The organism is Pseudoselenomonas ruminantium, assembly GCF_900104055.1.
GTDB classification, from domain to species: domain Bacteria; phylum Bacillota; class Negativicutes; order Selenomonadales; family Selenomonadaceae; genus Selenomonas_A; species Selenomonas_A ruminantium_C.
In genome coordinates, this window is the sequence record NZ_FNJQ01000035.1 from 1 (window position 1) to 22,608 (window position 22,608).

Annotated in this window: 20 protein-coding genes; 12 read left to right on the forward strand and 8 right to left on the reverse strand. The window is 50.5% G+C overall.

Translation table 11 applies throughout. The features are described from left to right. The 4 genes from BLQ59_RS12805 to BLQ59_RS12820 form a co-directional block, all read right to left on the reverse strand. A partial coding sequence (locus BLQ59_RS12805) for a helix-turn-helix domain-containing protein (protein WP_143005282.1) occupies window positions 1-194 on the reverse strand: 194 nt, incomplete at its 3' end. Between the two features lie 160 nt (window positions 195-354). After that, the gene (locus BLQ59_RS12810) at window positions 355-1,314 is read right to left on the reverse strand and encodes an alpha/beta fold hydrolase (RefSeq protein WP_256324681.1); all 960 of its coding nucleotides are present in this window, start codon (window positions 1,312-1,314) and stop codon (window positions 355-357) included. A 47-nt stretch (window positions 1,315-1,361) separates the two neighbouring features. After that, window positions 1,362-1,931 carry a sugar O-acetyltransferase gene (locus BLQ59_RS16480; RefSeq protein ID WP_305367195.1) on the reverse strand — a complete coding sequence of 190 codons (570 nt, stop codon included), beginning with the start codon at window positions 1,929-1,931 and terminating at the stop codon, window positions 1,362-1,364. Window positions 1,932-2,051: 120 nt separating this feature from the next. Continuing rightward, complete coding sequence (locus BLQ59_RS12820) at window positions 2,052-2,996, reverse strand: alpha/beta hydrolase (protein ID WP_074573253.1); 945 nt, start codon at window positions 2,994-2,996, stop codon at window positions 2,052-2,054. 144 nt (window positions 2,997-3,140) lie between these two features. Between BLQ59_RS12820 and BLQ59_RS12825 the strand changes: the two genes are divergently transcribed. Next, window positions 3,141-4,367: an RNA-guided endonuclease TnpB family protein gene (locus BLQ59_RS12825; protein WP_074573254.1), complete on the forward strand. Its 1,227-nt coding sequence runs from the start codon at window positions 3,141-3,143 to the stop codon at window positions 4,365-4,367. Between the two features lie 695 nt (window positions 4,368-5,062). Then, window positions 5,063-5,449 (forward strand): hypothetical protein, encoded by a 387-nt coding sequence (locus tag BLQ59_RS12830; RefSeq protein WP_074573255.1) that lies wholly within the window; start codon window positions 5,063-5,065, stop codon window positions 5,447-5,449. Window positions 5,450-5,633: 184 nt separating this feature from the next. Here the strand turns inward: BLQ59_RS12830 and BLQ59_RS12835 are convergent, their stop codons facing one another. Further along, window positions 5,634-5,978, reverse strand: coding sequence for a cupin domain-containing protein (locus BLQ59_RS12835; protein WP_074573256.1), 345 nt, complete (start codon window positions 5,976-5,978; stop codon window positions 5,634-5,636). Window positions 5,979-6,026: 48 nt separating this feature from the next. After that, complete coding sequence (locus BLQ59_RS12840; RefSeq protein ID WP_074573257.1) at window positions 6,027-7,283, reverse strand: glucosaminidase domain-containing protein; 1,257 nt, start codon at window positions 7,281-7,283, stop codon at window positions 6,027-6,029. A gap of 151 nt (window positions 7,284-7,434) precedes the next feature. Between BLQ59_RS12840 and BLQ59_RS12845 the strand changes: the two genes are divergently transcribed. The 9 genes from BLQ59_RS12845 (at window position 7,435) to BLQ59_RS12885 (ending at window position 19,547) form a co-directional block, all read left to right on the forward strand. Beyond that, the gene (locus BLQ59_RS12845; protein ID WP_074573258.1) at window positions 7,435-10,236 is read left to right on the forward strand and encodes a sigma-54-dependent transcriptional regulator; all 2,802 of its coding nucleotides are present in this window, start codon (window positions 7,435-7,437) and stop codon (window positions 10,234-10,236) included. Window positions 10,237-10,552: 316 nt separating this feature from the next. Continuing rightward, a complete protein-coding gene (locus BLQ59_RS12850) occupies window positions 10,553-10,984 on the forward strand; it encodes a PTS sugar transporter subunit IIA (RefSeq protein WP_074573259.1) in 432 nt (143 codons plus the stop codon). Then, complete coding sequence (locus BLQ59_RS12855) at window positions 10,984-11,460, forward strand: mannose/fructose/sorbose PTS transporter subunit IIB (RefSeq protein WP_014425691.1); 477 nt, start codon at window positions 10,984-10,986, stop codon at window positions 11,458-11,460. Before BLQ59_RS12850 ends, BLQ59_RS12855 begins: the two co-directional genes overlap by 1 nt. An 81-nt stretch (window positions 11,461-11,541) precedes the next feature. Continuing rightward, window positions 11,542-12,345 carry a PTS mannose/fructose/sorbose transporter subunit IIC gene (locus BLQ59_RS12860; protein ID WP_074573260.1) on the forward strand — a complete coding sequence of 268 codons (804 nt, stop codon included), beginning with the start codon at window positions 11,542-11,544 and terminating at the stop codon, window positions 12,343-12,345. Between the two features lie 26 nt (window positions 12,346-12,371). Next, on the forward strand, window positions 12,372-13,196 hold the full coding sequence (manZ, locus tag BLQ59_RS12865) for a PTS mannose transporter subunit IID (protein ID WP_073092071.1): 825 nt from the start codon (window positions 12,372-12,374) through the stop codon (window positions 13,194-13,196). 184 nt (window positions 13,197-13,380) lie between these two features. Then, entirely contained in the window at window positions 13,381-14,346 is a 966-nt protein-coding gene (pfkA, locus tag BLQ59_RS12870; RefSeq protein ID WP_074573261.1) for a 6-phosphofructokinase, read from the forward strand. A gap of 60 nt (window positions 14,347-14,406) precedes the next feature. Continuing rightward, the gene (locus BLQ59_RS12875) at window positions 14,407-16,140 is read left to right on the forward strand and encodes a GGDEF domain-containing protein (protein WP_143005360.1); all 1,734 of its coding nucleotides are present in this window, start codon (window positions 14,407-14,409) and stop codon (window positions 16,138-16,140) included. An 88-nt stretch (window positions 16,141-16,228) separates the two neighbouring features. Further along, window positions 16,229-17,854, forward strand: a complete 1,626-nt coding sequence (locus BLQ59_RS12880) for a GGDEF domain-containing protein (RefSeq protein WP_081342574.1) — start codon at window positions 16,229-16,231, stop codon at window positions 17,852-17,854. A 16-nt stretch (window positions 17,855-17,870) separates the two neighbouring features. Further along, entirely contained in the window at window positions 17,871-19,547 is a 1,677-nt protein-coding gene (locus BLQ59_RS12885) for a GGDEF domain-containing protein (protein WP_074573264.1), read from the forward strand. A gap of 372 nt (window positions 19,548-19,919) precedes the next feature. Here the strand turns inward: BLQ59_RS12885 and BLQ59_RS12895 are convergent, their stop codons facing one another. Together BLQ59_RS12895 and BLQ59_RS12900 are read right to left on the reverse strand one after the other, a co-directional pair. Further along, entirely contained in the window at window positions 19,920-21,176 is a 1,257-nt protein-coding gene (locus BLQ59_RS12895) for a diaminopimelate decarboxylase family protein (protein ID WP_074573266.1), read from the reverse strand. Between the two features lie 144 nt (window positions 21,177-21,320). Continuing rightward, window positions 21,321-21,620: a hypothetical protein gene (locus BLQ59_RS12900; RefSeq protein ID WP_074573267.1), complete on the reverse strand. Its 300-nt coding sequence runs from the start codon at window positions 21,618-21,620 to the stop codon at window positions 21,321-21,323. Window positions 21,621-21,798: 178 nt separating this feature from the next. Between BLQ59_RS12900 and BLQ59_RS12905 the strand changes: the two genes are divergently transcribed. Continuing rightward, window positions 21,799-22,605: an HAD family hydrolase gene (locus BLQ59_RS12905; RefSeq protein ID WP_074573268.1), complete on the forward strand. Its 807-nt coding sequence runs from the start codon at window positions 21,799-21,801 to the stop codon at window positions 22,603-22,605. Window positions 22,606-22,608: the final 3 nt, after the last annotated feature.

Sequence of the window (22,608 nt, forward strand, 5' to 3'; positions counted from 1 at the left end):
TCAACAGAATAGCGCTGATGATGTCGTTTGAAGAATACATCCGGGCCGCAAGCATCATAGTTACGAACCCATTGCCTGAAGGATCTGCTGTCAACGCCTGCATCCGCGGCTATGGAGGCATAACTGCCCTCTCCACGTTTATACTTTTCAATGAAGTGGATTTTCTCTTCGGGTGATAATCTCTTCTTGTACATAAAATGCTCCCTATCAAGCAGACAGTTTTATTATTTCTTCTGTCTACCTAATAGGGAGCATATCAAGATTTATATTCTTGACTAGCGGCCTTTTTCTATGCTTTGGGATGGTGGTCCGGTGACGGGGGCATAGTTATCATCATTTTAATAAAAATTCTCCTTAATTTGCCTGCAAAAATCTCAGCACATTTTCCCTAAACTTCTTGTAATATGGTTTTTCCATGACCATAGCATGACCACCACCATCAATAATTACGAGCTGAGACTTATCCCTATTGGATAGCATTGCAAATGCTTCTTTGCATAGGGCAGGGGACGCATATTGGTCTTTAGAACCGGCAATAATCAGCACAGGAACATTGATACTTTCCATAGGTATCAGCCTTACATTATCACTGACCAATAAATCCCGTCTTCCTCCGTTAGGGCTGCTGTCCCGGTCATAATGCCAAGCATTGGCAATGTAGGTATTGACAAGAAGCTCTTCTGCGATATCAAAATCGATGCTTCCATCAGCTTTTCTCTGAAAATCAGAGGCCGCACTTCCCCATGTATTGTGATGGAACGGCTCCTTAACTGCCTTTTCGCCCATGCCAACGAAAATAGGAGCATACAGCACAAGACGATGCACCAGTTCCGGGTGACGTGCAGCAAAGCGCCCGCTGGTCACAGTCCCCCAACTCCAACCTAAAACATCCATGGAGGAAAGGTTATTTCGCGCCAAAATGCAGCGCACAGCCGCTTCTATGTCCTCTGCCGCATAATCTGAGTCCGGCATAAAACCATCCTTGACCGCCTCTGAATGGCCAAATCCTGCAATATCCAGCAGCCATACTTCATAACCATGCTTGGCAAAATATCTCGCCAAGCTGTAATCTTTATAATTGACATCGAACTCATGGGAGGAAAAAGTCACGCCATGTACGAACAGGATTGGTTTTTTCGACTGCCCATCCTGTTCTATATAGCGTTCCAAATGCAAGGCCACATGATTACGTTCTAAAGGAACTACCTCTCTGAGAATTTCTGCCGCCTGCGCAACTGACGCATAAACCAAACTGCACAAAAAACCAATTGTCAGCAAAAATAAAAACGAGCGTTTTCCTGTCATTTTTGGCATATTCATTCCCCCTTTGTCTTGTTGCTATAGAGTGTTCATGCTCCACATCATTCAAAAACATCATTTTCCAAATCACGGACTTTTTTGGCTGGTACTCCAGCCACCAATGAATTATCCGGCACATCTTTAGTAACGACAGCACCAGCCGCAATAACCACGTTATTCCCAATTGTAAGTCCCGGCATAATCGTCACATTACCGCCAATCCACACATCATTGCCAATACGAATAGGCTTTGCTATGGCACAGTGCATACGACGCTTTGCCGGGGACAACGGGTGCCCCACTGTGGCAATAAGCGTATGCGGTCCTATCATCACATTATCTCCGATTCGTACTTCTCTATTGTCGAGGATAGTCACATTATAATTGGCAAAGAAATTGTTCCCGACATGAATGTTTCCCCCATTGTCGCAATGAAAGGTGGGAAGAACCACCGGGCTTTTTCCCGCACTCCCGAAAAGTTCCCGAATTGCAGCCTCCCTTGCCGCCGTTTCTGTCATGTCTATGCCGTTGAGCTTCTGGCACCCCTTGACAGCACGGAACTTTCGTCCGCGCACTTCCGGCTCCGTGAAATCGTATTCAAGCCCCGCATCCAGTTTTTCCGCTTCTGTCACAAAAATCCCTCCTAATCCATCGATTCCAGTAAAAACTTATCGAGCAAAAGCCTTCATCTCTCTACATCGCGGCGCCACATGGAACGTATTTCCCGGGCGCTCTTACCGGCGCGAATGGCCTCACGGACATAGGGAATCCAAAAAGCTGAAAACAGCCTCCCAATACTCTTTTCCGGCCACTGTCATCGCATCCCCATGTCCTGCTCCTTCTACGATAAATTTACTCTTGGGAGCAGGGCAGGCATTGTACAGCTTATCCATCATAGAAGGCGGCACCATTTTGTCCGCCGTCCCATGGATGAACATAATCGGAACCTTGATGCCGGGAACCGCCTTTATGGGGGCGGCGTCTGACACTTTCACCCCGGTTTTAATGCCGCTTACAATGTCTACGCATGTCATAATGGGGAATTCCGGCAGGCCAAAGATAACGTCCAGTTGATTTGTAAACATATCGTAGGCGCTGGTATAGCCGCAGTCCTCTATGACGGCTGCCAGTCCCGGCATTTCGTATCTGCCCGCTGCCAGCATTACCGTGGCAGCCCCCATAGATATTCCGTGCAATACAATTTCTGCATTCTCATCGGATTCCTTGACTTTAGCCGCCCATTTGGCAATTTCCTCGCTTTCCTTGACCCCCATGGTAATGTACTGCCCTTCACTTTCCCCGGCGGCGCATAGATCCGGAGAAAGCACGTGATACCCCTGCTTCAGATAAACCTCGGCATAATCCCGGACATAACGGTGGTCCCTGCCATAGCCATGGGCCAGTATAACCCAGCGGTGCCCCGTTTGGGCTGGCCTATAGCTTACTGCCACTACATTCCTGCCATCCGGCATGGTCATACGCCACTCTTCCGTTGGCACCGCCGGTTCTTCAGGCATTTCCCTGCTCTTGTCAAGAATATTGACGCAGGCAGCAGGAGGCGCCAACGGATCTGTCTCGTTGCCGCGCTTCAGAGCATAATCAACAAAATAATCTCCTATGGCGTAGCCTGCCGCCAAAACAGCCCCTATGAATACGATAACAACAGCTCCCCAACACTTTTTCCGATTATAGTTCATCTTATCGCGGGCAGGAGACCCCGACTTCTATAAGTCGGGGTCTCCTGCCCGCTCCCTCCTTTCTCAATACTAGATTTTCAGCAAAATATAAGATATAATATTTTTGATGAAGTAATATACGCCTTAGAAAGGCAGGTGAGAAAAATGTCCAACCTAACTAAAACAATAAAACTTCGTATACATGTTGCACCTGAACAAGAGACTCTGTTCCGTCAAATGACCGAACAGTATCGTCAGGCTTGTAACTTCGTGTCGCAACATATCTTTGACAATCAATTCAACTTGGCTTACCAAGGCCTCAATAGAGAACTATACAGCGAGCTTCGCGGCCGATTTGGCCTTAAATCACAATTAGCTCAGTCTTCTATCAAAACCGCTATCGCCAGATATAAGACCGTCAAACAGCAGCTCTTTCAAAATACTTACAAATATAAGGACGAAGACGGTAACTGGCAGTATATCACCAGAACTTTGGAATGGCTTTGGAAACCTGTATTCTTTAGCCGACCTCAGGCAGACCTAGTTCGCAACCGTGATTACAGCTTCGTTGACGACGGACAGACTTTATCCATCAATACCCTTGGCAAGAGGACCAAATGCACCTTTGAAGGCGAACATTTTGCAGAATATCTTGATGGTTCTTACGAGCTTGGCACAGCCAAACTGGTCGAGCTCAAAGGATTATGGTATCTCCATATTCCCGTCACCAAAACCGTTGAAGACTTCCAAAAGGAGAACGTCCGCCATGTCGTCGGTATTGACCGTGGGCTACGATTCCTGACAGTCAGTTACGACGAACATGGTAAAACCGAGTTCGTCTCTGGCAAGAAGATTGCTGCTAAACGCCACAAGTTCCAGGAATTTCGTAAGCAACTCCAATCCAAAGGGACTAAATCCGCAAAGCGTAGACTCAAAGCCATTTCTGGGCGAGAGAACCGTTGGATGTCCGATGTAAATCATCAGATTTCTAAGACACTCGTTGAGAAATACGGTAAGGATACTCTTTTCGTACTTGAGGATTTAACTGGTGTCAGCTTTGAGGAGTCAAACTTGTCCAGAACCGCAAAACAGAATTATGATTTGCGGAGTTGGAGTTTTTACCAGTTAGAGCAATTTCTGACCTACAAAGCCCATGAAAATTGTTCCGAAGTCCTGAAAGTATCTGCTAAATACACTTCTCAACGTTGTCCTAAATGCGGTACAATCCATAAGGAAAATCGTGACCACTATAGACACTTATATAGCTGCCAGTGTGGTTACAAATCTAACGATGACCGTATCGGCGCAATGAACATCCAATTGCTCGGAACCATGTGGGTTTCTGGGGACAATAATCCTCGCTATGAAAGAATAACAACTACCTCGGAGTAAATCTCCTTGGTAAAGCGGGCATTGTCAACTGCCCGACGATGCGGCCGGCTTTAGGGAGACATCTTGCGATGCCGTTAGCACCTATGTTTTACCGAGCTGTAAGCCCCCACTTCAAACGCGAAGCGTTAAGTGGGGGGGTTGACCCATGTATATACTGTATGTTCTGCGCATGATTTACTATCTCCATGTCCAAAACATTATATTCCTTCAATACTGTTTTTACGACATAATGAAGATAATTTCCTGTTTATGTCAGAATTTTTTTATTTTTTTACCAGTCCTGCGGAATAAAATAATTCTGCACTAAATAGTCCACGAAACCTCCTATGCGTTAAAATTAAGAAAAAGAATTTTTTCGCAAAGGAGGTTTTATTCATGCTGAAACGCAGAGATTGGCTTAGAAAAGCACAAAAGCGGTTAATCCATAAGCACGACCGGGGTATTGTGGACTTTATGAAAATCAGCTATCACTTTTTTCGCTGAACTCTGCACATGGTTCAACCAAATGTCAGAACCGCGTGCAAAATGATTCGTCACCTGATACGCAGCCGAACCTTTGATAATTTTCGGTTTTTAGAAAAATACTGGCCTGTTGTGCTGGATGGTACTTTTCTGAACGCCATTGTGAGCATGACCTTGTATGCAGGCGGAAACTTCGGGATGGCAAAGAACAAACCATCTATTACCATAAAATTTTGGAAGCAAAACTGGTAGTAGGCCCGCTGGTTCTGAGTATAGGCACAGAATTTATTGAGAATGAAGATAAACATGTCACGAAACAGGACTGTGAACAGCGTGCAGCCAAACGGCTGATGGAAAGACTGAAGAAAGAATATCCGCGATTGCCTGTCTGTCTGCAGGGGGATGGTCTTTATGCAACAGAGCCTGTGATGAGGAAATGCCGTGAATATGGCTGGCAGTATATCTTTACGCTGAAAGACAAACGGCCAAAAGAACTTGCGCAGAACTATGCGGCACTGCGGGCCTTGCATGCCTGTGAGGAAAAAACAGATTTTGGACCGGAGCATGGTATAGGAAATTTCTGCGCCAAATTTCAGGTGATGTCCGCGATTAAGTGCTAAGTTGGTAGATAGAAGATGAGTAAGCGCGATATAAATGTGATGAAGATATTTATTCCGCAACGCTGCGAACATATTTTTTTATTTAATCTGTACAATACTCGAGTAAAATTATTTTCAGTAAGAAAACAGGCAATGAACTAGTTGAAATATCCGGTTCATTGCCTGTTTTTGTAGGTTTAAAAAATTATTTTTTGATAATCAAAGCCATGAATACAAGGTCTTCTGTCTTGGACGGGTTGGCGATGCCGTGTTTTTCGCCGTCTGGGCAGAAGGTCGTGGCGCCGGCGCCGAGGGTTACTTCCGTGCCGTTGTCATTGTAGAGGGCCGTGCCGGAGAGAATGTGGTAGGTCTCCGTGTTGCCGTGGTGCTCATGGACGCCGATGGAGCAAAGGGGCGGGATGATGACCTTGGCATACATGTCGCATTTGCCGTCGAGTTCAGCTGGTGTCAAGAGTTTGACGATCGTGATGGTGCCATTGCCGTCGGCCTTGTTGGTGGCCTGAATGGGAGCGGGTTCGATAAAAGCCATGATAAAGTCTCCTTTTACACAAATAGTTTTTTCTATATTATACCGCGTTTATTTCAAACATGCCATGATAATAAACTGATTGGCCAGTACATTCATATTGGCGGAATTGATCTTGCCGGCCGCTGCGAAATCCTTCCAAGCTTCGTCATATTTTTTCTGGGCGATATGGCAGAGACCGATGAGGTTCTGGGCATCGGCAGAACGTTCTTCGATGGTGAGCAGCTGGCGCAGATCGGCGATGGCACCATCGTAATCTTTGGCCTGATAGCGCAGGAGTGCCCGGTTATACCAGGCCTGGTTGGTATTGGGCTGGAGTTTCAGCAGTTCGTCGTAGGCCTTGCGGGCGGCTTTCTTATCGCCGAGCTTCTCGCTGGTCAGCGCCAGATTGAAGAGTGCCTCGCCGGATTCCGGGCTAAATTTGCGGGCAGCGGTGAAATCGGCCAGGGCGTTCTGGAAGTCATCACGGTTATAGTAGACAATGCCGCGATAGATGAGATTGATGGCCTCGTCGGGGGCCTGGCTGACTTTTTTCTGGGCGGCATTCAGTGCCGCTGTGGAGCCGTCTGGGGCCTGGGCTTCACGCCAGAGCATCAGGATTTCCTGACCGTAATTCTTCCCGGGAACGGCCCAGTTGCCATTGAGTTTCGTCCAGGTCAATACCTTGCCATGGAGGTCCGGGCGGTTCTTCACCACATGCTGATAGCGGGGATCGACCAGTTTCTGTCCGGGCGGTTTGTATTTTGCATAGGCCAGCAGGTGCTGGATATGGGCACGCACGCCGAGCTGCGGTGTGGCAAAGCTGTAGCCGGGCTCGTGGTTGCCCGTGGCACCCAAACCGCAGAAGTTGTTCTGCTTCGGTGCCACGTCCCCGCCGTAGGCAAAGAAGCCGGTTTCTTTCAGGGCCTGACAGAGGGCCACGTCAGGGCGTACGCCTTCGGCGCCGGCTTCCTGATAGTAAAAACTTACCATTTCTTCCACCGTGCAGTTGGTCTTGGGATTGGGATTGCGTTTTTTGATGAAGGCGGCCATCTGTTCCTGCGTGGCTTCTGCCGGCCCCATAATGGTGACGGTATCTGGCGTGATATCCACGGCCATCATGGGTTCCTCAAAGGCGGGTTCATAACGGAAATGGACGGATTGGATGGCTTTCTTGTTGATGGGGCCAGGCATTTCGCCGGGGAAATCCGGACGTCCGGTAATGGTGCGCTGGGCCACGGGGGCTGCCGGTCCGCTTCCCCAGGCGCAGGCCGGCAGCAGCAGGCAGACTGCGGTAAGAACGGGCATCAGAGCATAGCGAAGATACATGGGAAGACTCCTCCTAAAATTTTCTCTACCTAATTATAACGCCGTTGTCCTGGTTTTGCCATAGGCAAAACTTCCTCCTGGCGGTTGCTCTTGCCATTTTTGATACTCTGTTATATGATGTACAAAGAGTATCGAAGGGGAGTGATACACATTGAAACGCAGCGAGCGGATTTATCAATATATAAAGGAAAGATCGGCAGCTTTGGCCGGGCAGAAATTGACCGGTCAGGTTGGCTTTGATGCCCAGGAGATTGCCTCAGAACTGGACATCTTGCGGAACAATGTATCCAAAGAATTGAATGAATTACATCGGCAGGACAGGATCGTGAAATTCACAGGCCGGCCGGTGCGGTATTTTGATAAGGAGACACTGGCGGAAAGCTTAGGCAGTGAATTGGGGCAGGGGCCGTTGCAGTTCCGAGATGTGGAGGAGTGCAAGCGGCTCTTTGTGACGGAAGATGAAGAAGTCAATCCTTTTGCCCGGCTGATTGGTGCGGACAAGAGCCTCAAGCGGCAGGTCGAACAGGGTAAAGCTGCCATCCTCTATCCGCCGGACGGATTGCATACCCTGATTGTTGGCCAGACCGGCGTCGGCAAGACGCTCTTTGCCCATATGATGTTTGCCTATGGCAAGGCTATGAAGCGCTTCGGCGATGATGCGCCGTTCATCACCTTTAACTGCGCCGATTACTATAACAATCCGCAGCTGTTGATTTCCCATGTGTTCGGTCATATCAAGGGGGCGTTCACCGGTGCGGATACGGCCAAGGCTGGCTTGGTGGAAGAAGCCGATGGCGGCGTCCTGTTCCTTGATGAGATTCATCGCCTACCGCCGGAAGGCCAGGAAATGATCTTCTATTTCATGGATACGGGCACGTTCAACCGTTTGGGCGAAACCACCCGCAGCCGTAAGGCCAAGGTGCTGATCATCGGCGCAACTACGGAAGATCCAAAATCGGCGCTGACCAAGACATTTGTGCGGCGCATTCCGAATATCATCACGATCAAGCCGCTTTCAGAGCGTACGTTGGAGGAAAAGCTCGATATCCTGAAGCTGCTATTCATGGAAGAGGCCCAGCGCGTCAAGAAACCCGTGCGCATCAGCGTGGAGGCCGTCAAGGCACTGATTGGCAGCATCGGCAGCGGCAATGTGGGACAGCTCAAATCCAACATTAAATTGCTCTGCGCGCAGGCGTTCCTCAACGGTATCGACAATCCGAGCTTTATCGAGGCGGATTTCCGGATGCTGCCGCCTAGCGTGCGGGATGGGTTGCTGACGTTATCGGCTAACCGGCAGGAATTGGCTGAACTTACGCAGTATGTCAGCGAGCCTTTGCTTGTTTCACCGCCGGGCGGCAAGTTCAAGCTCGACGATGAGGGCAGCCGCGAGGGCTTCAATCTCTATCAGGTGGTGGAGGACAAGGTCGCGCTCCTCAAGGGCGAGGGCATTAGCGACGAGCTCATCAAGCAGATCGTGGCCACGGATGTCAATGTCTATGTCAAGGAACTATATAATAAGAAACATTCGGTCAATATGACCACGCGGGAACGTCTGCTGAAGATTGTGGATGAGGCTTTGGTGGACTTTTCCGAGCAGATTTCCCTCTATGTGCAGAAGCGGCTCAACCGCAGCTACCGCGACCGCTTCCTCTATGCCTTCAGCCTGCATCTGTCGGCATTCCTGAAGCGCGTCAAGGCACAGGAGACGATTCCCTATACGGAAATCGAAGGTGCTATCCCTAAGGATTCGGATTATATGCGGGTTGCCGAGGAAATCGGCGGCCTGATTGAACAGCACTATCATGTGACCGTGCCACAGGCAGAGATAGAGTATATCGCCCTGCTGCTCGAATCAGCAGACGATGATGAACTGGAGGAAAAGATCATCATCCTCGTGGCCACCCATGGCAAGGCTACGGCAAGTTCGATGGTGGATGTGGCCAAGCGTCTGTTTAGCTCTGTGGATACGAATATCATTGCCATTGATATGCCGCTCGAGGTCAATCCACAGGATATACTGGAACAGACGGCTGCGATGCTCAAGGGGATGGAATGCCAGAAGGGGGTACTGATTCTCGCGGATATGGGTTCCCTCTGCAATATCGGTGCTTTGCTGGCCGAACGCCTGAAGATTCCCGTGCGTACGCTCGATATGGTATCCACGCCATTGATCCTGGAGGCTATGCGCAAGGTGGATATCGCGGGTATGGACCTCGACAGTATCTATGAATCGCTGCTGAGTTTCAAGGGATATGAGGCTGTTGATACACATGAATTGCCTATTAATACACAGGAAGCCATCGTGACCATTTGTTCCTCCGGGCATGGTGCTGCCATGAAGATAAAGGCACTGGTGGAAGATGTCCTGCGTCATGCGGGGCGGATCATCGAGGTTATCCCTGTGGGGGTACTGCATCTGGATGAGCGTTTGGCGGAAATCGCCAAGGAATACCGCATTGTGGCGGCCGTGGGCATGAAGAAGCCCGCCATGAATGTGCCTTTTATCCCCTTGGAGCAGCTTATTGATGGGGAAGGGGAACGGCTGCTGACAGAATTGGTCTTTGACAGCGAAACGGCCATTGAGGCCAAAAGCCCTCAAAGCGATGGCAAGGGGAATATGGTGGTGCAGCGGCTCTGTGAAGAATCCTTGCAAAGATTTCTTACCTATTTAAATCCTGCCAAGATCATGAGTGTGCTGCTGGAATTTGACAAGTCACTGGAGGCAGACCTGCAGCTCAAGCTCTCCAATCCCCTGCGGGTGCGATTGTTGGTACACTGCGGCTGTGCCCTCGAACGCGTAGTCACACGCAGTCCGTTGGTTTATAAGGAAGACAAGTCGCTGGTGGATGAAAGGAAACTGGCAGCGCTGAAAAAAGCTGCGGTCATCTTTGACGAAACGTTGAAATTACGTTTTGATGAGGATGAGTATTACTTTATGGCAAATATGCTCTGATACAGATGAAACACTATGACAATGACATTTGTCATAGTGTATTTTTTTTTATGTGATGGGCGTAATTTTTAGCAAAAGAGTATCGGAAAGTGTATTGAAGTGTATCAAAACAATATTAATAGTATCATAAATAAAAAAGTTTTATGAAAAACAAGTGAAAAACGCAGGGAAAACAAACGAAAAGATAAAATTTCGTTTTTGATACACAAAGTTGGCACGCTGTTTGCATTATATAGGGGCGTAAGGCAAAATAAGCCAAAAACGTTCAGATTCAATCATAAATCATGAGGGGAAAAGATTTTAGGAGGTAATGAGAATGTTTGGTATTATTGTTGGTACGCACGGCATCTTTGCCGAGGAACTGGTTCGTTCCTGCGAAATGATCTGTGGTGAGCAGAAGAATGTGGCAGCTGTAACGCTGGTTCCTGGTGAAGGCCCGGATGATGTGGTAGCTAAGTACGAAGCTGCCATCAAAGACCTTGACTGCGAAGATGGTGTACTGTTCCTGAACGACCTGTTCGGTGGCAGCCCCTATAACGCTGCTTGTCGTCTGGTAATCAGCAATGAGAAGTATGGTATTGTGACCGGCGTGAACCTGCCCATGCTCATCGAGATGTGCAGCGCTCAGCTGGCTGATGATGGTTCTGATATCAAGGCTCTGATGGAGCGCGCTGTGGAAGCCGGCAAGAACGGCCTGCAGACTTTCCATGCCAGCCAGATCGCCGATGATGATGAGGAGGATTTATAATGAATATTGTACTTGCAAGAATTGATGACCGTCTGATCCATGGTCAGGTAGCAACCGTTTGGTCCAAGGTTACGGGCTGCAGCCGTATTATCGTCTGCGATGACGAAGTAGCAAAAGACACGATCCGCGCAACGCTCCTGAAGCAGGTTGCTCCGGCCGGCATCAAATCCCATGTGGTTGACCTTGAGAAGGCTGTCCGTGTTTACAATAACCCGAAATATGAAAACGAGAAATGCCTGCTGCTCTTCACGAATCCGACCAGCGTGCTCTACATGGTAGAACATGGTGTGGATATCAAGAGCGTCAACATCGGCGGCATGAGCTTCCATGAAGGCAAGCATCAGATCACTGGTGCTGTTTCCGTAGATGACAAGGATATCGAATCCTTCAAGAAGCTCAACGAAAAAGGCATCGAACTGGAAATCCGCAAGGTTGATACGGATAAGAAAGTCATGCTGATGGATGTCCTCAAATAATTGGCCGTATTTTTTGCGGCGGCAGGCTGGGGTGTATGACGGCCTGCCGCTGCGGGAATTAGATAATGGAGGGAATATATAATGGGCACTATGCAAGTTTTGCTGATCTTTATTTTTGCCACGATTGCAGGTATGGGTTCCTGCCTTGATGAAATGCAGACGCACCGTCCTCTGATCGCGTGCACCGTTACTGGACTTATCTTAGGCGATATGACAACTGGTATTATTATCGGTGGTACTCTGGAAATGATGGCTCTGGGCTGGATGAACATCGGTGCTGCTATCGCACCGGACGCTGCTCTGGCTTCCGTAATTTCCACGATTCTCGTTGTTGCCAGCCATCAGGATGTGGCAACTGGTATCGCTATCGCTATGCCGCTGGCTGCTGCTGGTCAGGTTCTGGCTATCATTTGTAAGACGATCTCCGTTGTATTCCAGCACAAAGCAGATGACTATGCGGAACAGGGCAACCTCTTCGGTATCGACCTCTGCAACTATGGCGCACTGATCCTGCAGGGCCTCCGCGTTGGTATCCCTGCACTGCTCGTAGCTATGACGGTTGGTACGGGTGCTGTTCAGGACATGCTGAACGCTATTCCGCCTGTTATCTCCGGTGGTCTTCAGGTTGCCGGCGGTTTCATCGTCGTAGTTGGTTATGCAATGGTTATTAACATGATGGGCGCTCAGTACCTCATGCCGTTCTTCTTCCTCGGTTTCGTTGTTGCCGCATTCACGGACTTCAACCTGGTTGCTCTTGGTGTTATCGGTCTCGTTTGCGCTGTGGTTTACATCCAGCTCAACCCGAAATATCAGGAAGTCGCTGCCGCTCCGGCTGGTGCTGCTGCAGCTGCTTCTTCCAGCGACCTTGATGATGAACTCGACTGATCTGTAACAACGAGGAGGACAATATAATGGAAAAGAAGATTACTTCTAGCGACTTTTTCTGGACTTTCGTCCGTTCTAACTTCCTGCAGGCTTCCTGGAACATGGAACGTATGCAGGGCCTGGGCTACTGCTTCGGTATGGTTCCTATCCTGCGCCGTCTCTATGAAGGCGAAGAACTCAAGCAGGCCATCAAGCGTCACCTGGAATTCTATAACACGCAGCCATTCGTAACGGCTCCGATCATCGGTATCACGGCCGCTCTTGAAGAAAAGAAGGCTAACGGTGCTGACATTCCCGATGGTGTTATCAACGGTATCAAAGTTGGTATGATGGGCCCTCTGGCCGGCGTCGGTGACCCGATTTTCTGGGGTACGCTGCGTCCGATCACCGCTGCGCTTGGTGCATCCTTCGCCCTGACCGGCAGCATCATCGGCCCGATCCTGTTCTTCGTACTGTTCAACCTGATCCGTTTGGGCGTTCGCTGGTACGGTATCAAATACGGCTATGCCAAAGGTACGGACATCGTACAGGATATCGCTGGCAACAAGCTCCAGAAAATCACGGAAGGTGCTTCCATCCTCGGTCTGTTCGTCATGGGTGCACTCGTTAACAAGTGGACTTCGGTCAACATTCCCGTGGTGGTATCTGAAATCACCAATGCCAAGGGTGAGCATGTAGTAACCACGGTTCAGGGCATCCTCGATCAGCTGATGCCGGGCCTCGTTCCGCTGCTGATGACCTTCGCTTGCATGGCTCTGCTGCGCCGCAAGGTCAACGCCATCTGGATCATCTTTGGCCTCTTCGCACTGGGCATCGTTTGCTATGCACTGGGCATCATGAGTGTGAAGTAAGAAATTTTATAAAAAAACCTTCCCTGCGGGGAAGGTTTTTCGTATTATTTGTCGAACAAATTGCGTGGAAATACTTTACATTTGTGAGCTAGTTGCGTAAAATAATAATAGGTATGTTTCAAGACCTGCCTATATTACTTTGGTTTATTATTGTTATGGATTTCTATATAGGAGAGATGTTTGCATGATTAAAAAAGCAATTGCCGTAATGACTTCTGGCGGCGACAGCCCGGGAATGAATGCGGCAGCCCGCGCCGTAGTACGTACTGCCCTGCATGAAGGGGTAAAGGTCTATGGTATCTATGATGGTTACGCTGGCATGATCGATGACCGCATCGAGGAGCTCACGAGCCGCAGCGTATCCGATATGATCCAGCGCGGTGGTACTTTCCTGGGCACGGCCCGCAGCATGGAGTTCAAGACGCCGGAAGGCCGTAAGAAGGGCTTTGAAAATCTGGTGAAGCGCGGGATTGAAGGTCTTGTAATCATCGGCGGTGACGGTTCCCTCACCGGCGGTTCTCTCCTGTCCAAGGAAACGGGCATGCCGATCGTCGGCCTGCCGGGCACGATTGACAATGACGTATGGGGCATGGATTACACGATTGGCTGCGATACGGCTGCCAATACGATTGTCGATGCCATCAACAAGCTCCGTGACACGGCTTCCGCTCATCGTCGCATCATGCTCGTAGAGGTTATGGGCCGCAATTCCGGCTGGCTGGCTATGATGGCTGGTATTGCCGGCGGTGCAGAATACGTGCTCGTACCGGAAGTGAAATATGACCTTGACGAAATCTGCCATGAACTCAAGGCTATGTACGATGCCGGCAAGCGCTACAGCATCATCGTAGTGGCTGAGGGTGCAGGTTCTGCTGTTGGTCTGGGCAAGGTGGTTGAGGACAAGACGGGCATCGATACCCGCGTATCCGTTCTCGGTCATATCCAGCGCGGTGGTTCCCCGACAATCGAAGACCGCATCAAGGCTTCCATGCTGGGTGAAAAGGCTGCTCTGGCCATCATCTCCGGCGCAACGAACCTCGTCTTCGGTTTCAACGAAGGCAAGGTCGTTGGCGTGAATCTCTTCGATGCTGTCAATAACAACAAGACTTTGAATCCGGAACTGGTCCGTTTGGCAAGAGTGTTGGCATAAGGATAATTTCATAGGCCGTCCCCTGTTGGGGACGGCTTTTATACAAGGGAGGGATAGGCTGTGCGAGCAAAGTCAGCTAGAGGCTGGATGGCTATTGTTTTGCCGCTGCTGACCTCCCTTACTTTATTGCTGATGATCCTGGCTTTGCCTTTTGTCCGGCGAGGCGTGGCAGCAGAGTTGGAGGGGCGTTGGTACTGGCAGACGGAAAATGAAGGCATTGAGGAGTCGGCCTGGCATTCCTTCGATTTTCCCCATACGCCGCCAGTGAACAGCGAGGACGACAAGGTCTGGCTCAAAACCCTTTTGCCCGCGGAACTGCCCCATGATGCATCATTGCTGATTCAGACCAGGGATCAGGCCTTTGAACTTTGGCTGGACAATGAGTGCATCTATAAATACGGGGAGCTGAAACCTGCCTTCATGTCCTATGGCCAGCGCTGGCATATCGTGAAGCTTCCCATAGATGGCGGGGGCAAGGAACTGCGGATCCATGCCTATTCGGCTTCGGCTCATAGCTTGGGATATTTCGGCAAGGTATGGTTGGACAGCGATGTGGATCAGGTCCTGCGCATTTTTCGGCAGGACGTGCCCTATGTCATGAACATTCCTCTGGCCGGTTTCATGCTGGTGATGATCCTGATCTATGCCACGAGTCCCGCAGCGCCCAAGCGGCTTTATAAATCCTTTATTGCCTTTATGACGGTATTCCTGGTTTGGATGGTCTGTGCGACAAATTCCAAGCAGTATGTTCTGGATGCGCCGGTGTTCTGGCGCTTCCTTATGCAGACGGCGGAGTATCTGTTGCCCCTGCTGGCCAATCTCGTGATCTTTCAGGTGGTAGACACGGGCTACAAGCGCATCGTAAGGGGCACGGTCTTTATCTATATCTTACTGCTGCTGGGAGCAATCCTGACAGAACTCTTAGGCTTCAATGGCATGAGCCGGGGACAAGTCGCTTTTTATGTCTTGCTGCCAGTTTTGGAGGGCATAGCTCTCTATGCGATCTGGCGCTCAGCCCATCAGGGCAACATGTATGCCCGGGCTGTGTCGGTGCCGCTGGTCTTTATGGCGGGGGCCGGAACGATTGATGGGATTTCCCTGTATGGTCATAAAGTTGTGATGGAGGGCTACATGCTGCCCTATACCACGCTTTCGCTGTGTGTGTTCGTTGTATTCATTGTGCGCCACCAGATCAAACGCGAACGCAATCTGATGACGCGCAACACCGGCTTGCAGCAGGAAGTCAGCCAGGCCATGGAAAAGGCTACCCGGGATAACCTGACCAAATGCTATAACCGCAATAAGCTGGAAGAAGTGCTGACCGAGGAAATCTTCCGGCATCAGAGAGAAGAAGAGCCGTTCTCCCTGATCATGCTGGATATTGACTTTTTCAAGCAGGTTAACGATACTTTTGGACATGAGGTGGGCGATGAGGTCCTCGCAGGCTTTGCTCAGGTCGTCCGCGATCATATCAAGAAAAAAGACCTGTTTGTCCGCTGGGGCGGGGAGGAGTTTATCATCCTCTTCCAGCACTGCACGGGGGATGAGGCCGTAATGATTGCCGAGCGCCTGCGGGTGCAGGTGAGCATGGCAAAAATCCATGAAAGATGCAATATAACCTGCAGCATCGGGGTGGCCTCCTGGCATGGCGTGACGGATTCTGCTACGCAACTGCTGAAACGGGTGGATGATGCCCTCTATACAGCCAAGCGTACGGGGCGCAACCGGGTGTGCCGGGAGCCGCAAAACAATATGCACTGGTTCAAAACTCTTTACAATGAAGAAAGCGAATGAAAAATATAGCAGGTATTAGGCACCTCTATAGCGAATAGTTAAGCCAAGGGATTTGGGCTGGGATAGCTATTAGAAGGGGGCATAGACTATGAGGCGGTTTTGCATAGTAGTTCTATGCCTCTTTGTGTTGCTTATGTTTCGGGGCGGCGCAGCCAGAGCTGCGGTCATCGGCAGTGACTGGCAGTATCTGACGGCAGAGAGTCAGGGAAAATGGCGTTATTTCGATATCCATAGTTTCCGTTCGCCGGCCAAGGGCAATGCCCATGAAATCTGGCTGGAGGTGCCATTATCGCCCCTGAATCCGCAGGAAAACACGCTGCTCTTTGCTACCAGCGGGCAGGCGGTGGAAGTCTTTGTGGAGGGCAATAAGGTCTATGCCGATGGTGACTTTGCACCGCGCTTTCTGGGGCATGGCAGTAAATGGCATCTGGTGGAATTGCCGGCGCTCACTCATGATACGATGCTGCTCTTTCATTTCTACGCCGACTATCCCCATCAGCTGGGGGTGTTCAATAATTTTATCATCGATACCGATGAAGCGCAGGCCAAGCGTATCTTTTCCACGGATCTTGCCTATGTGGTGACCTTGCCGGTGGCAGTGCTCCTGGGCATGATTACAGTGATGTATCTCATGCATCGGTCATCACGGCGGCGGCTTAATGGCAAGCTGCTGCTCTTCATGGTAATCATGACGGTATGGACGGTCAGCCTTTCCAATGTGAAACAGCTAATCTGGGATGCGCCGGTGATCTGGCGATTCTTGGAAAATTTTCTTTGCTATCTGCTGCCGGTATCGGCGAATGCTGTGGTAGTGGAGATGCTGGAGCCGGACCTGCGTCCTGGCGTGCAGCGTACGGTCTGGATCTATGCCTTGCTGGCAGCAGGGACATTGGCGACGGAGCTTATGGGCTATGATGGGCTGGTACTGGGCAAGCAGCTCTTCTATGGCGTGTTGCTGGTGATGCAGGCCATTGTCTTCCGTAGCATGTGGGAGTCCAGCCAGCGCGGCAATGAGTATACAAAATATGCACTTTTTCCCATGGTGGTCCTGGCAGCGTTGGGGCTGTTGGATGGTGTCCTGCTTTACACTCGCTTCTGGTCGTGGCATATCTACCTGCTGCCCTTGGGGGTTTATGCCTGCATTTCCTTTGTCATCTGCATGATCAAGGAACAGATTCTTCACGAGCAGGAGTTGGAGGCGCATGCCGAGGATCTGACAGCGGAGATTGCTGCCGCCATGACGAGGGCAGAGATGGACGAGCTCACTGGCTGTCGGAACCGGGGCGCCTTTGAGGATTTTATCCGGCATAAGATTGAGGATGGGGCGAATTTCTCGCTGATTATGCTGGACATTGACTATTTCAAGGACATCAATGATACGTATGGTCATGAGGCCGGTGATAAAGTGCTGCGGGAGTTCTGCAGCTTGGTGCGGCAGCAGCTCGCAGAGGAACAGGAATTCTTCCGCTGGGGCGGCGAGGAATTCGTTATCTATTGTCACGCTTATAGTATCGTGAACGCCGGTGATCTGGCCGAAAAGATCCGCAAGCTTACGGTGGAGTACGAGTTCTTCCCACAGCATCCGGTGACGTTGAGCGCCGGGGTGGCGCAGTGGCACGCTGACAGTGACAGCCAGGTGGGGATTTTCCGCCGCATGGATGATGCGCTCTACAAAGCAAAATGCAATGGACGTAATCAGATCAGTCTGGAATGAGAGGGAGATGAGCAGAATGAGACAATTCCTATATGCAGTTCTGCTTATTCTCTGCCTGAGTGTGGGCCATTGCGGGGAGGCGGCAGTGCTGGAAGGCCCCTGGCGCTATATGGAAACCAATGAGACGGAAAATGGCGGCGTGAACGTGCCAGCCCTGGTACGGGAGAATTCAGAGGACTGGCCCCTGTTTGACATGGATAACAGGCCGCCGCTCAGCGGCAAGTACCAGCATATCCTGCTGACCGTCAAGGTGTCTGGCCAGGATCCACAGAAGAATGTCCTGCTCTTCATGACTACAAAACAAGCCGTGCGCATGTGGCTCGGGGATGAACTGTTCTTCAGCCGGGGCAGATTCTATCCTCAGCGCTATGATGAAGGTTCTCAGCCTTATATGGTGGCGTTGCCCGCGTTTGAAGGGGAAACGCAGTTGGTGGTGGAGATGTATTCCGATTCACCTACCCATCTGGGTTGGTTTGGCATGTTTTCTCTGGACACGGAACAGATGCAGATGGCCCGCTTCTTCTATTCCGACATCCCCTTGGTGATGGCCATTCCTGTGGGCATAGCCATCATCTTCATCATGGTCCTCTATTACCGCTTCAATCCTCAGGGTTGGCGGAGGCTCTATGGTTATATCATCCTGTTCATGGTGGCCTTCTGCCTGTGGCTGTTCTGCGTGTCCAATGTAAAGACGCTCTTCTGGGATTATCCCCGGCTTTGGTGGTATTCCCTGAGTATCCTGGCTTATCTACTGCCGCTGGCAGCCAACCTCATCCCCCGCGAGCTGTTGAAGGGGAAGCCCTATGCTCGCATGGATATCGTGCTCTGGATGAATGGGCTGCTCTTTGTGGTAGCGATGACTGGGGAAATCATGGGCCTGCATACGATGAACGCAATGATGAGCCTTTATTATCCCATGCTGGCAATCGGGGAAAGTGTCGTGGTGTATTGGTGCGTGCGTGCGGCCAGGGAAGGCGATACCCTGTGCCGGTCCGTGCTGCTGCCCGTCGTGGTCTTTACGCTGCTGGGCGTCATTGATGGCGTAGGGGGGCATTTTTATCTGCTGCCCTGGCATATGTACCTGACACCTTTGGGAATCTATGCATTCCTGCATTTTGTCGTAGCCATCCTGCGGGAACAGGTGCGCCATGAAGAAGATCTCCTGCGCAGTACGGTGAAGCTGGAGCATAAGGCGGCATTGATGCAGAAAAAATCCGAGACCGATGCGCTCACGGGCTGCTGGAACCGCAGCAAGCTCAAGGAATTGCTGGCGGATGCTATTGCCGGGGCCAGGAAGACCGGTCAGCCTTTCGGTATGTTGATGCTGGATATCGATTTTTTCAAGAAAATCAACGATACATACGGTCACGATACCGGCGATGCCGTGCTGCGGGCTTTTGCCACATTGGTGAGGACACATCTGGCCAAAGAACAGGCCTGCGTCCGTTGGGGCGGTGAGGAATTCCTGATCCTGACGGATATCACGGAACAGGCTGGCCTGTTGGCCCTGGCCGAAAAGATATGTGAACAGGTAGCTGCCGTGCCTTTGGCTGGGCATAAGCTCACCTGCAGCATTGGTGCAACCTTATGGCAGGTGGAAACTGATACTACCGATACCCTGTTCAAGCGGGCAGATGATGCCTTGTATCAGGCGAAGAAGGACGGACGGAACTGCGTGGTTTTCAGTGAATAGATATATAATGGGCATAGTGCACACTTTTATTCTTGAGAAACGGGCACTATGCCCATTGTGATTGTGTGGGCAGCAGGTTATAATGGGAACATCTTAAAGATAAGGATTTGCAAAGGCGCAAAGCATTTCATTGCTTTGCGTCTTTTTCTTTTTGGGGGTGCGATTATGGGGGTTGCGATCGAGTATCTGCACAAGGCTTTTGATCTGGTGGATGGGGAGCCGAAATTCGTATTAGAATTACCGTTTACGTCATGCTGCAGCATAAAAAAACGGTAGCAGCATATAATTGCTACTACCGTTAAGGTCTAACTTTATGGGGTCACTACACTTTGTCAAGCAGTACCTCTTTGTACATTTTATAAGATTGTAGGTTTAAAGCAGGGAGCCGGGATACTTTAGCGTTGCGAAGTAGTCGTCGATGGTCTGGGCGCGACGGATGAGTTCGATGGAACCGTCCTCCCGCAGCAGCAGCTCTGCGCACCAGAGTTTGCCGTTGTAGTTGAAGCCCATGGCGCTGCCATGCGCACCGGTGTCGTGGATGATCACGATATCGCCGATATTGATTTCCGGCAGCTCGCGGTTGATGGCAAACTTATCGTTGTTCTCGCAGAGGGAGCCGGTCACATCATAGACATGGTCGCAGGGGGCGTCTTCCTTGCCGGCCACCGTGATATGGTGATAAGCACCATAGAGAGCTGGGCGCATAAGGTTGGCCATGCAGGAGTCAAGGCCAATATAGTTCTTGTAGGTATGTTTCTCATGGATGGCCGTGGAGACGAGCCAGCCGGCAGGACCGGTCATGGCGCGGCCGCTTTCGGTCATAATGGCAGTCTTATCAAGGCCATGTGGGACCATCATCTCATTGTAGAGCTGATGGATGCCTTCGCCGATTTCCTTGAGGTTCAGTGGTTCTTCTTCGGGGCGGTAGGGAATGCCAAAACCGCCACCGAGGTTTACGAACTCCACGGCAATATCGAGTTTTTCCTTGAGTTCTACGGCCAGTTCAAACATCAGCCGGGCGGTGAGCAGGAAGGCTTCGGTGCGGCGCTCGTTGGAGGCCACCATAGTATGCAGGCCGAAGCGCTTGACGCCCTTTTCTTTGGCGCGGCGGTAGCCTTCAAGCATCTGCTCATGCGTCAGGCCGTACTTTGCTTCCGTGGGCTGGCCGATGATATCGTTGCCCTCCACCTCGTCACCAGGATTATAACGGAAGCAGAGCACCTGCGGCAGGCCTGCATGTTCTTCCAAAAAGTCCAGATGGGTGATGTCGTCGAGGTTGATGATGGCCCCGAGCTCCACGGCTTTCTGGAATTCATCGGCGGGGGTATCGTTGGAGGTCAGGAGGATTTCTTCGCCTTTGAGGCCGGCTGCTTCGGAAATCAGGAGCTCGGCCAGGCTGCTGCAGTCCGTGCCGGCGCCTTCTTCATGGAGGATCTGCACGATACGGGGATTGGGCAGGGCTTTGACGGCGAACTGCTCATGGAAAGCTGGCGCCCAGCTGAAGGCATCTTTCAGGGCGCGTATATTCTCGCGGATAGCTTTTTCTTCGTATATATGGAAAGGCGTAGGAAATTTCTGGATTACTTCGTGTAATCTCTCAGTGGACAAAGGGAAATATTTTTTGCTCATGGCGTTCCTCCTATTTGTGCGTTGGGCAGAAAACCTATGTAAATATGTAAACTATTATAACGCAAATATATAACTTTTGCTATAGGGGGGAGAGAAAAATTATCATAAAAAATCCCCTTCCCGATAAAAGGGAAGGGGAAATGATCAAGCGTAGTGCCTCAGATCCAGGACGTATGCGTCCTGAGCATATGGCGCGAACTCATCCTCACGTCTGATATCCACATCAAAAGCGGGGGAGGTTGGCCAGCTATAGGATTCCAATTCCTGTGAACCCTGCAGGGCATCGAGCCGGGATAATAGCGTGTGCAGTGGCGGCAAGCCTTTGCTGGCATTTTCGTTTTCCGTTTGGACCACATTGATGATGCTGAGTAATCTGTTCCGCTGACTCTTCAGATCTGCTTCGTGCCGGTGTGGCAGCAACAAATCAACATTTTTTACATCCATGTCAAGCCTCCTCCTTTCGGAAAGGTATAATACTCCTAACCTAATGATATCAGAAAAATGCAACAGCGTCAATGAATTTATATCATAGCTGTCAATATTCAATAAGGTATTTGTTAGCGTGGGATTTCATGATACAATAGAAGCCAAGATGAATAATTCCAATGAGAGGAGTCTTGGCATGATCAAACTCATTATGTCGGATATGGATGGTACGCTTTTGGATGAGAACGGCCAGTTGCCGGCAGGTTTTGACGATATTATCCGTCAGCTCCGGGAGCGGGGCGTGCTCTTTGCACCGTGTTCCGGGCGGCAGTATTATTCTTTGCTGGAAACCTTCAAGGGGTACGAGGATGAGTTCCTGTTCCTCGCAGAAAACGGCACCATGGTACGTTTCCAGGGCAAGGAAGTTTTTTCCAGTGTCATGCGCCGGAGCCTGGGGGAGAAAGCCTTGCAGGCAACGCAGGACATTCCGGGTGTTTACGAGGTTTTCTGCGGCAAGCAGGATGCCTATGTGCTGCGCCCCAAGATGAATGAGACCTTTGCGGCGGAACTGCGCAAGTATTATACGCATACGCAGGTTGTGGATAGTTTTGCGGAAATCGATGATGAGATGATCAAGGCATCCTTCTTTGATGAACGGGGCCGGGCTGGTGAGCGGATCTATCCGTATCTCAAGTGTTATCGCGGTCCTTTTCAGGTGGCGACCTCCAGTGACTATTGGGTGGACATGATGCGGTTTGACATCAACAAGGGCATTGCCATCCAGCAGGTGCAGAAGAAATTGCATATCACGCCGATGGAATGCGCGGCTTTTGGCGATTACATGAACGATGCGGAGATGATGAGCTCCGTTTACTATAGCTTTGCCATGGAAAACGCCCATCCGAAGATCAAGGAGCTGGCGCGGTTTCAAACGGCCAGCAACAAAGAACACGGTGTACTGCAGGGCATCCAGAAACTGATTGACGACGGCCTGTGCGGCTGAGGG

Excerpts from the sequence above, each read along its gene's own strand:
- BLQ59_RS12810 (WP_256324681.1), bottom strand. The coding sequence starts at position 1,314 with ATGCCAAAAATGACAGGAAAACGCTCGTTTTTATTTTTGCTGACAATT.
- BLQ59_RS12820 (WP_074573253.1), bottom strand. The coding sequence starts at position 2,996 with ATGAACTATAATCGGAAAAAGTGTTGGGGAGCTGTTGTTATCGTATTC.
- BLQ59_RS12825 (WP_074573254.1), top strand. The coding sequence starts at position 3,141 with ATGTCCAACCTAACTAAAACAATAAAACTTCGTATACATGTTGCACCT.
- BLQ59_RS12835 (WP_074573256.1), bottom strand. The coding sequence starts at position 5,978 with ATGGCTTTTATCGAACCCGCTCCCATTCAGGCCACCAACAAGGCCGAC.
- BLQ59_RS12840 (WP_074573257.1), bottom strand. The coding sequence starts at position 7,283 with ATGTATCTTCGCTATGCTCTGATGCCCGTTCTTACCGCAGTCTGCCTG.
- BLQ59_RS12850 (WP_074573259.1), top strand. The coding sequence starts at position 10,553 with ATGTTTGGTATTATTGTTGGTACGCACGGCATCTTTGCCGAGGAACTG.
- BLQ59_RS12855 (WP_014425691.1), top strand. The coding sequence starts at position 10,984 with ATGAATATTGTACTTGCAAGAATTGATGACCGTCTGATCCATGGTCAG.
- BLQ59_RS12860 (WP_074573260.1), top strand. The coding sequence starts at position 11,542 with ATGGGCACTATGCAAGTTTTGCTGATCTTTATTTTTGCCACGATTGCA.
- manZ (WP_073092071.1), top strand. The coding sequence starts at position 12,372 with ATGGAAAAGAAGATTACTTCTAGCGACTTTTTCTGGACTTTCGTCCGT.
- pfkA (WP_074573261.1), top strand. The coding sequence starts at position 13,381 with ATGATTAAAAAAGCAATTGCCGTAATGACTTCTGGCGGCGACAGCCCG.
- BLQ59_RS12880 (WP_081342574.1), top strand. The coding sequence starts at position 16,229 with ATGAGGCGGTTTTGCATAGTAGTTCTATGCCTCTTTGTGTTGCTTATG.
- BLQ59_RS12885 (WP_074573264.1), top strand. The coding sequence starts at position 17,871 with ATGAGACAATTCCTATATGCAGTTCTGCTTATTCTCTGCCTGAGTGTG.
- BLQ59_RS12895 (WP_074573266.1), bottom strand. The coding sequence starts at position 21,176 with ATGAGCAAAAAATATTTCCCTTTGTCCACTGAGAGATTACACGAAGTA.
- BLQ59_RS12900 (WP_074573267.1), bottom strand. The coding sequence starts at position 21,620 with ATGGATGTAAAAAATGTTGATTTGTTGCTGCCACACCGGCACGAAGCA.
- BLQ59_RS12905 (WP_074573268.1), top strand. The coding sequence starts at position 21,799 with ATGATCAAACTCATTATGTCGGATATGGATGGTACGCTTTTGGATGAG.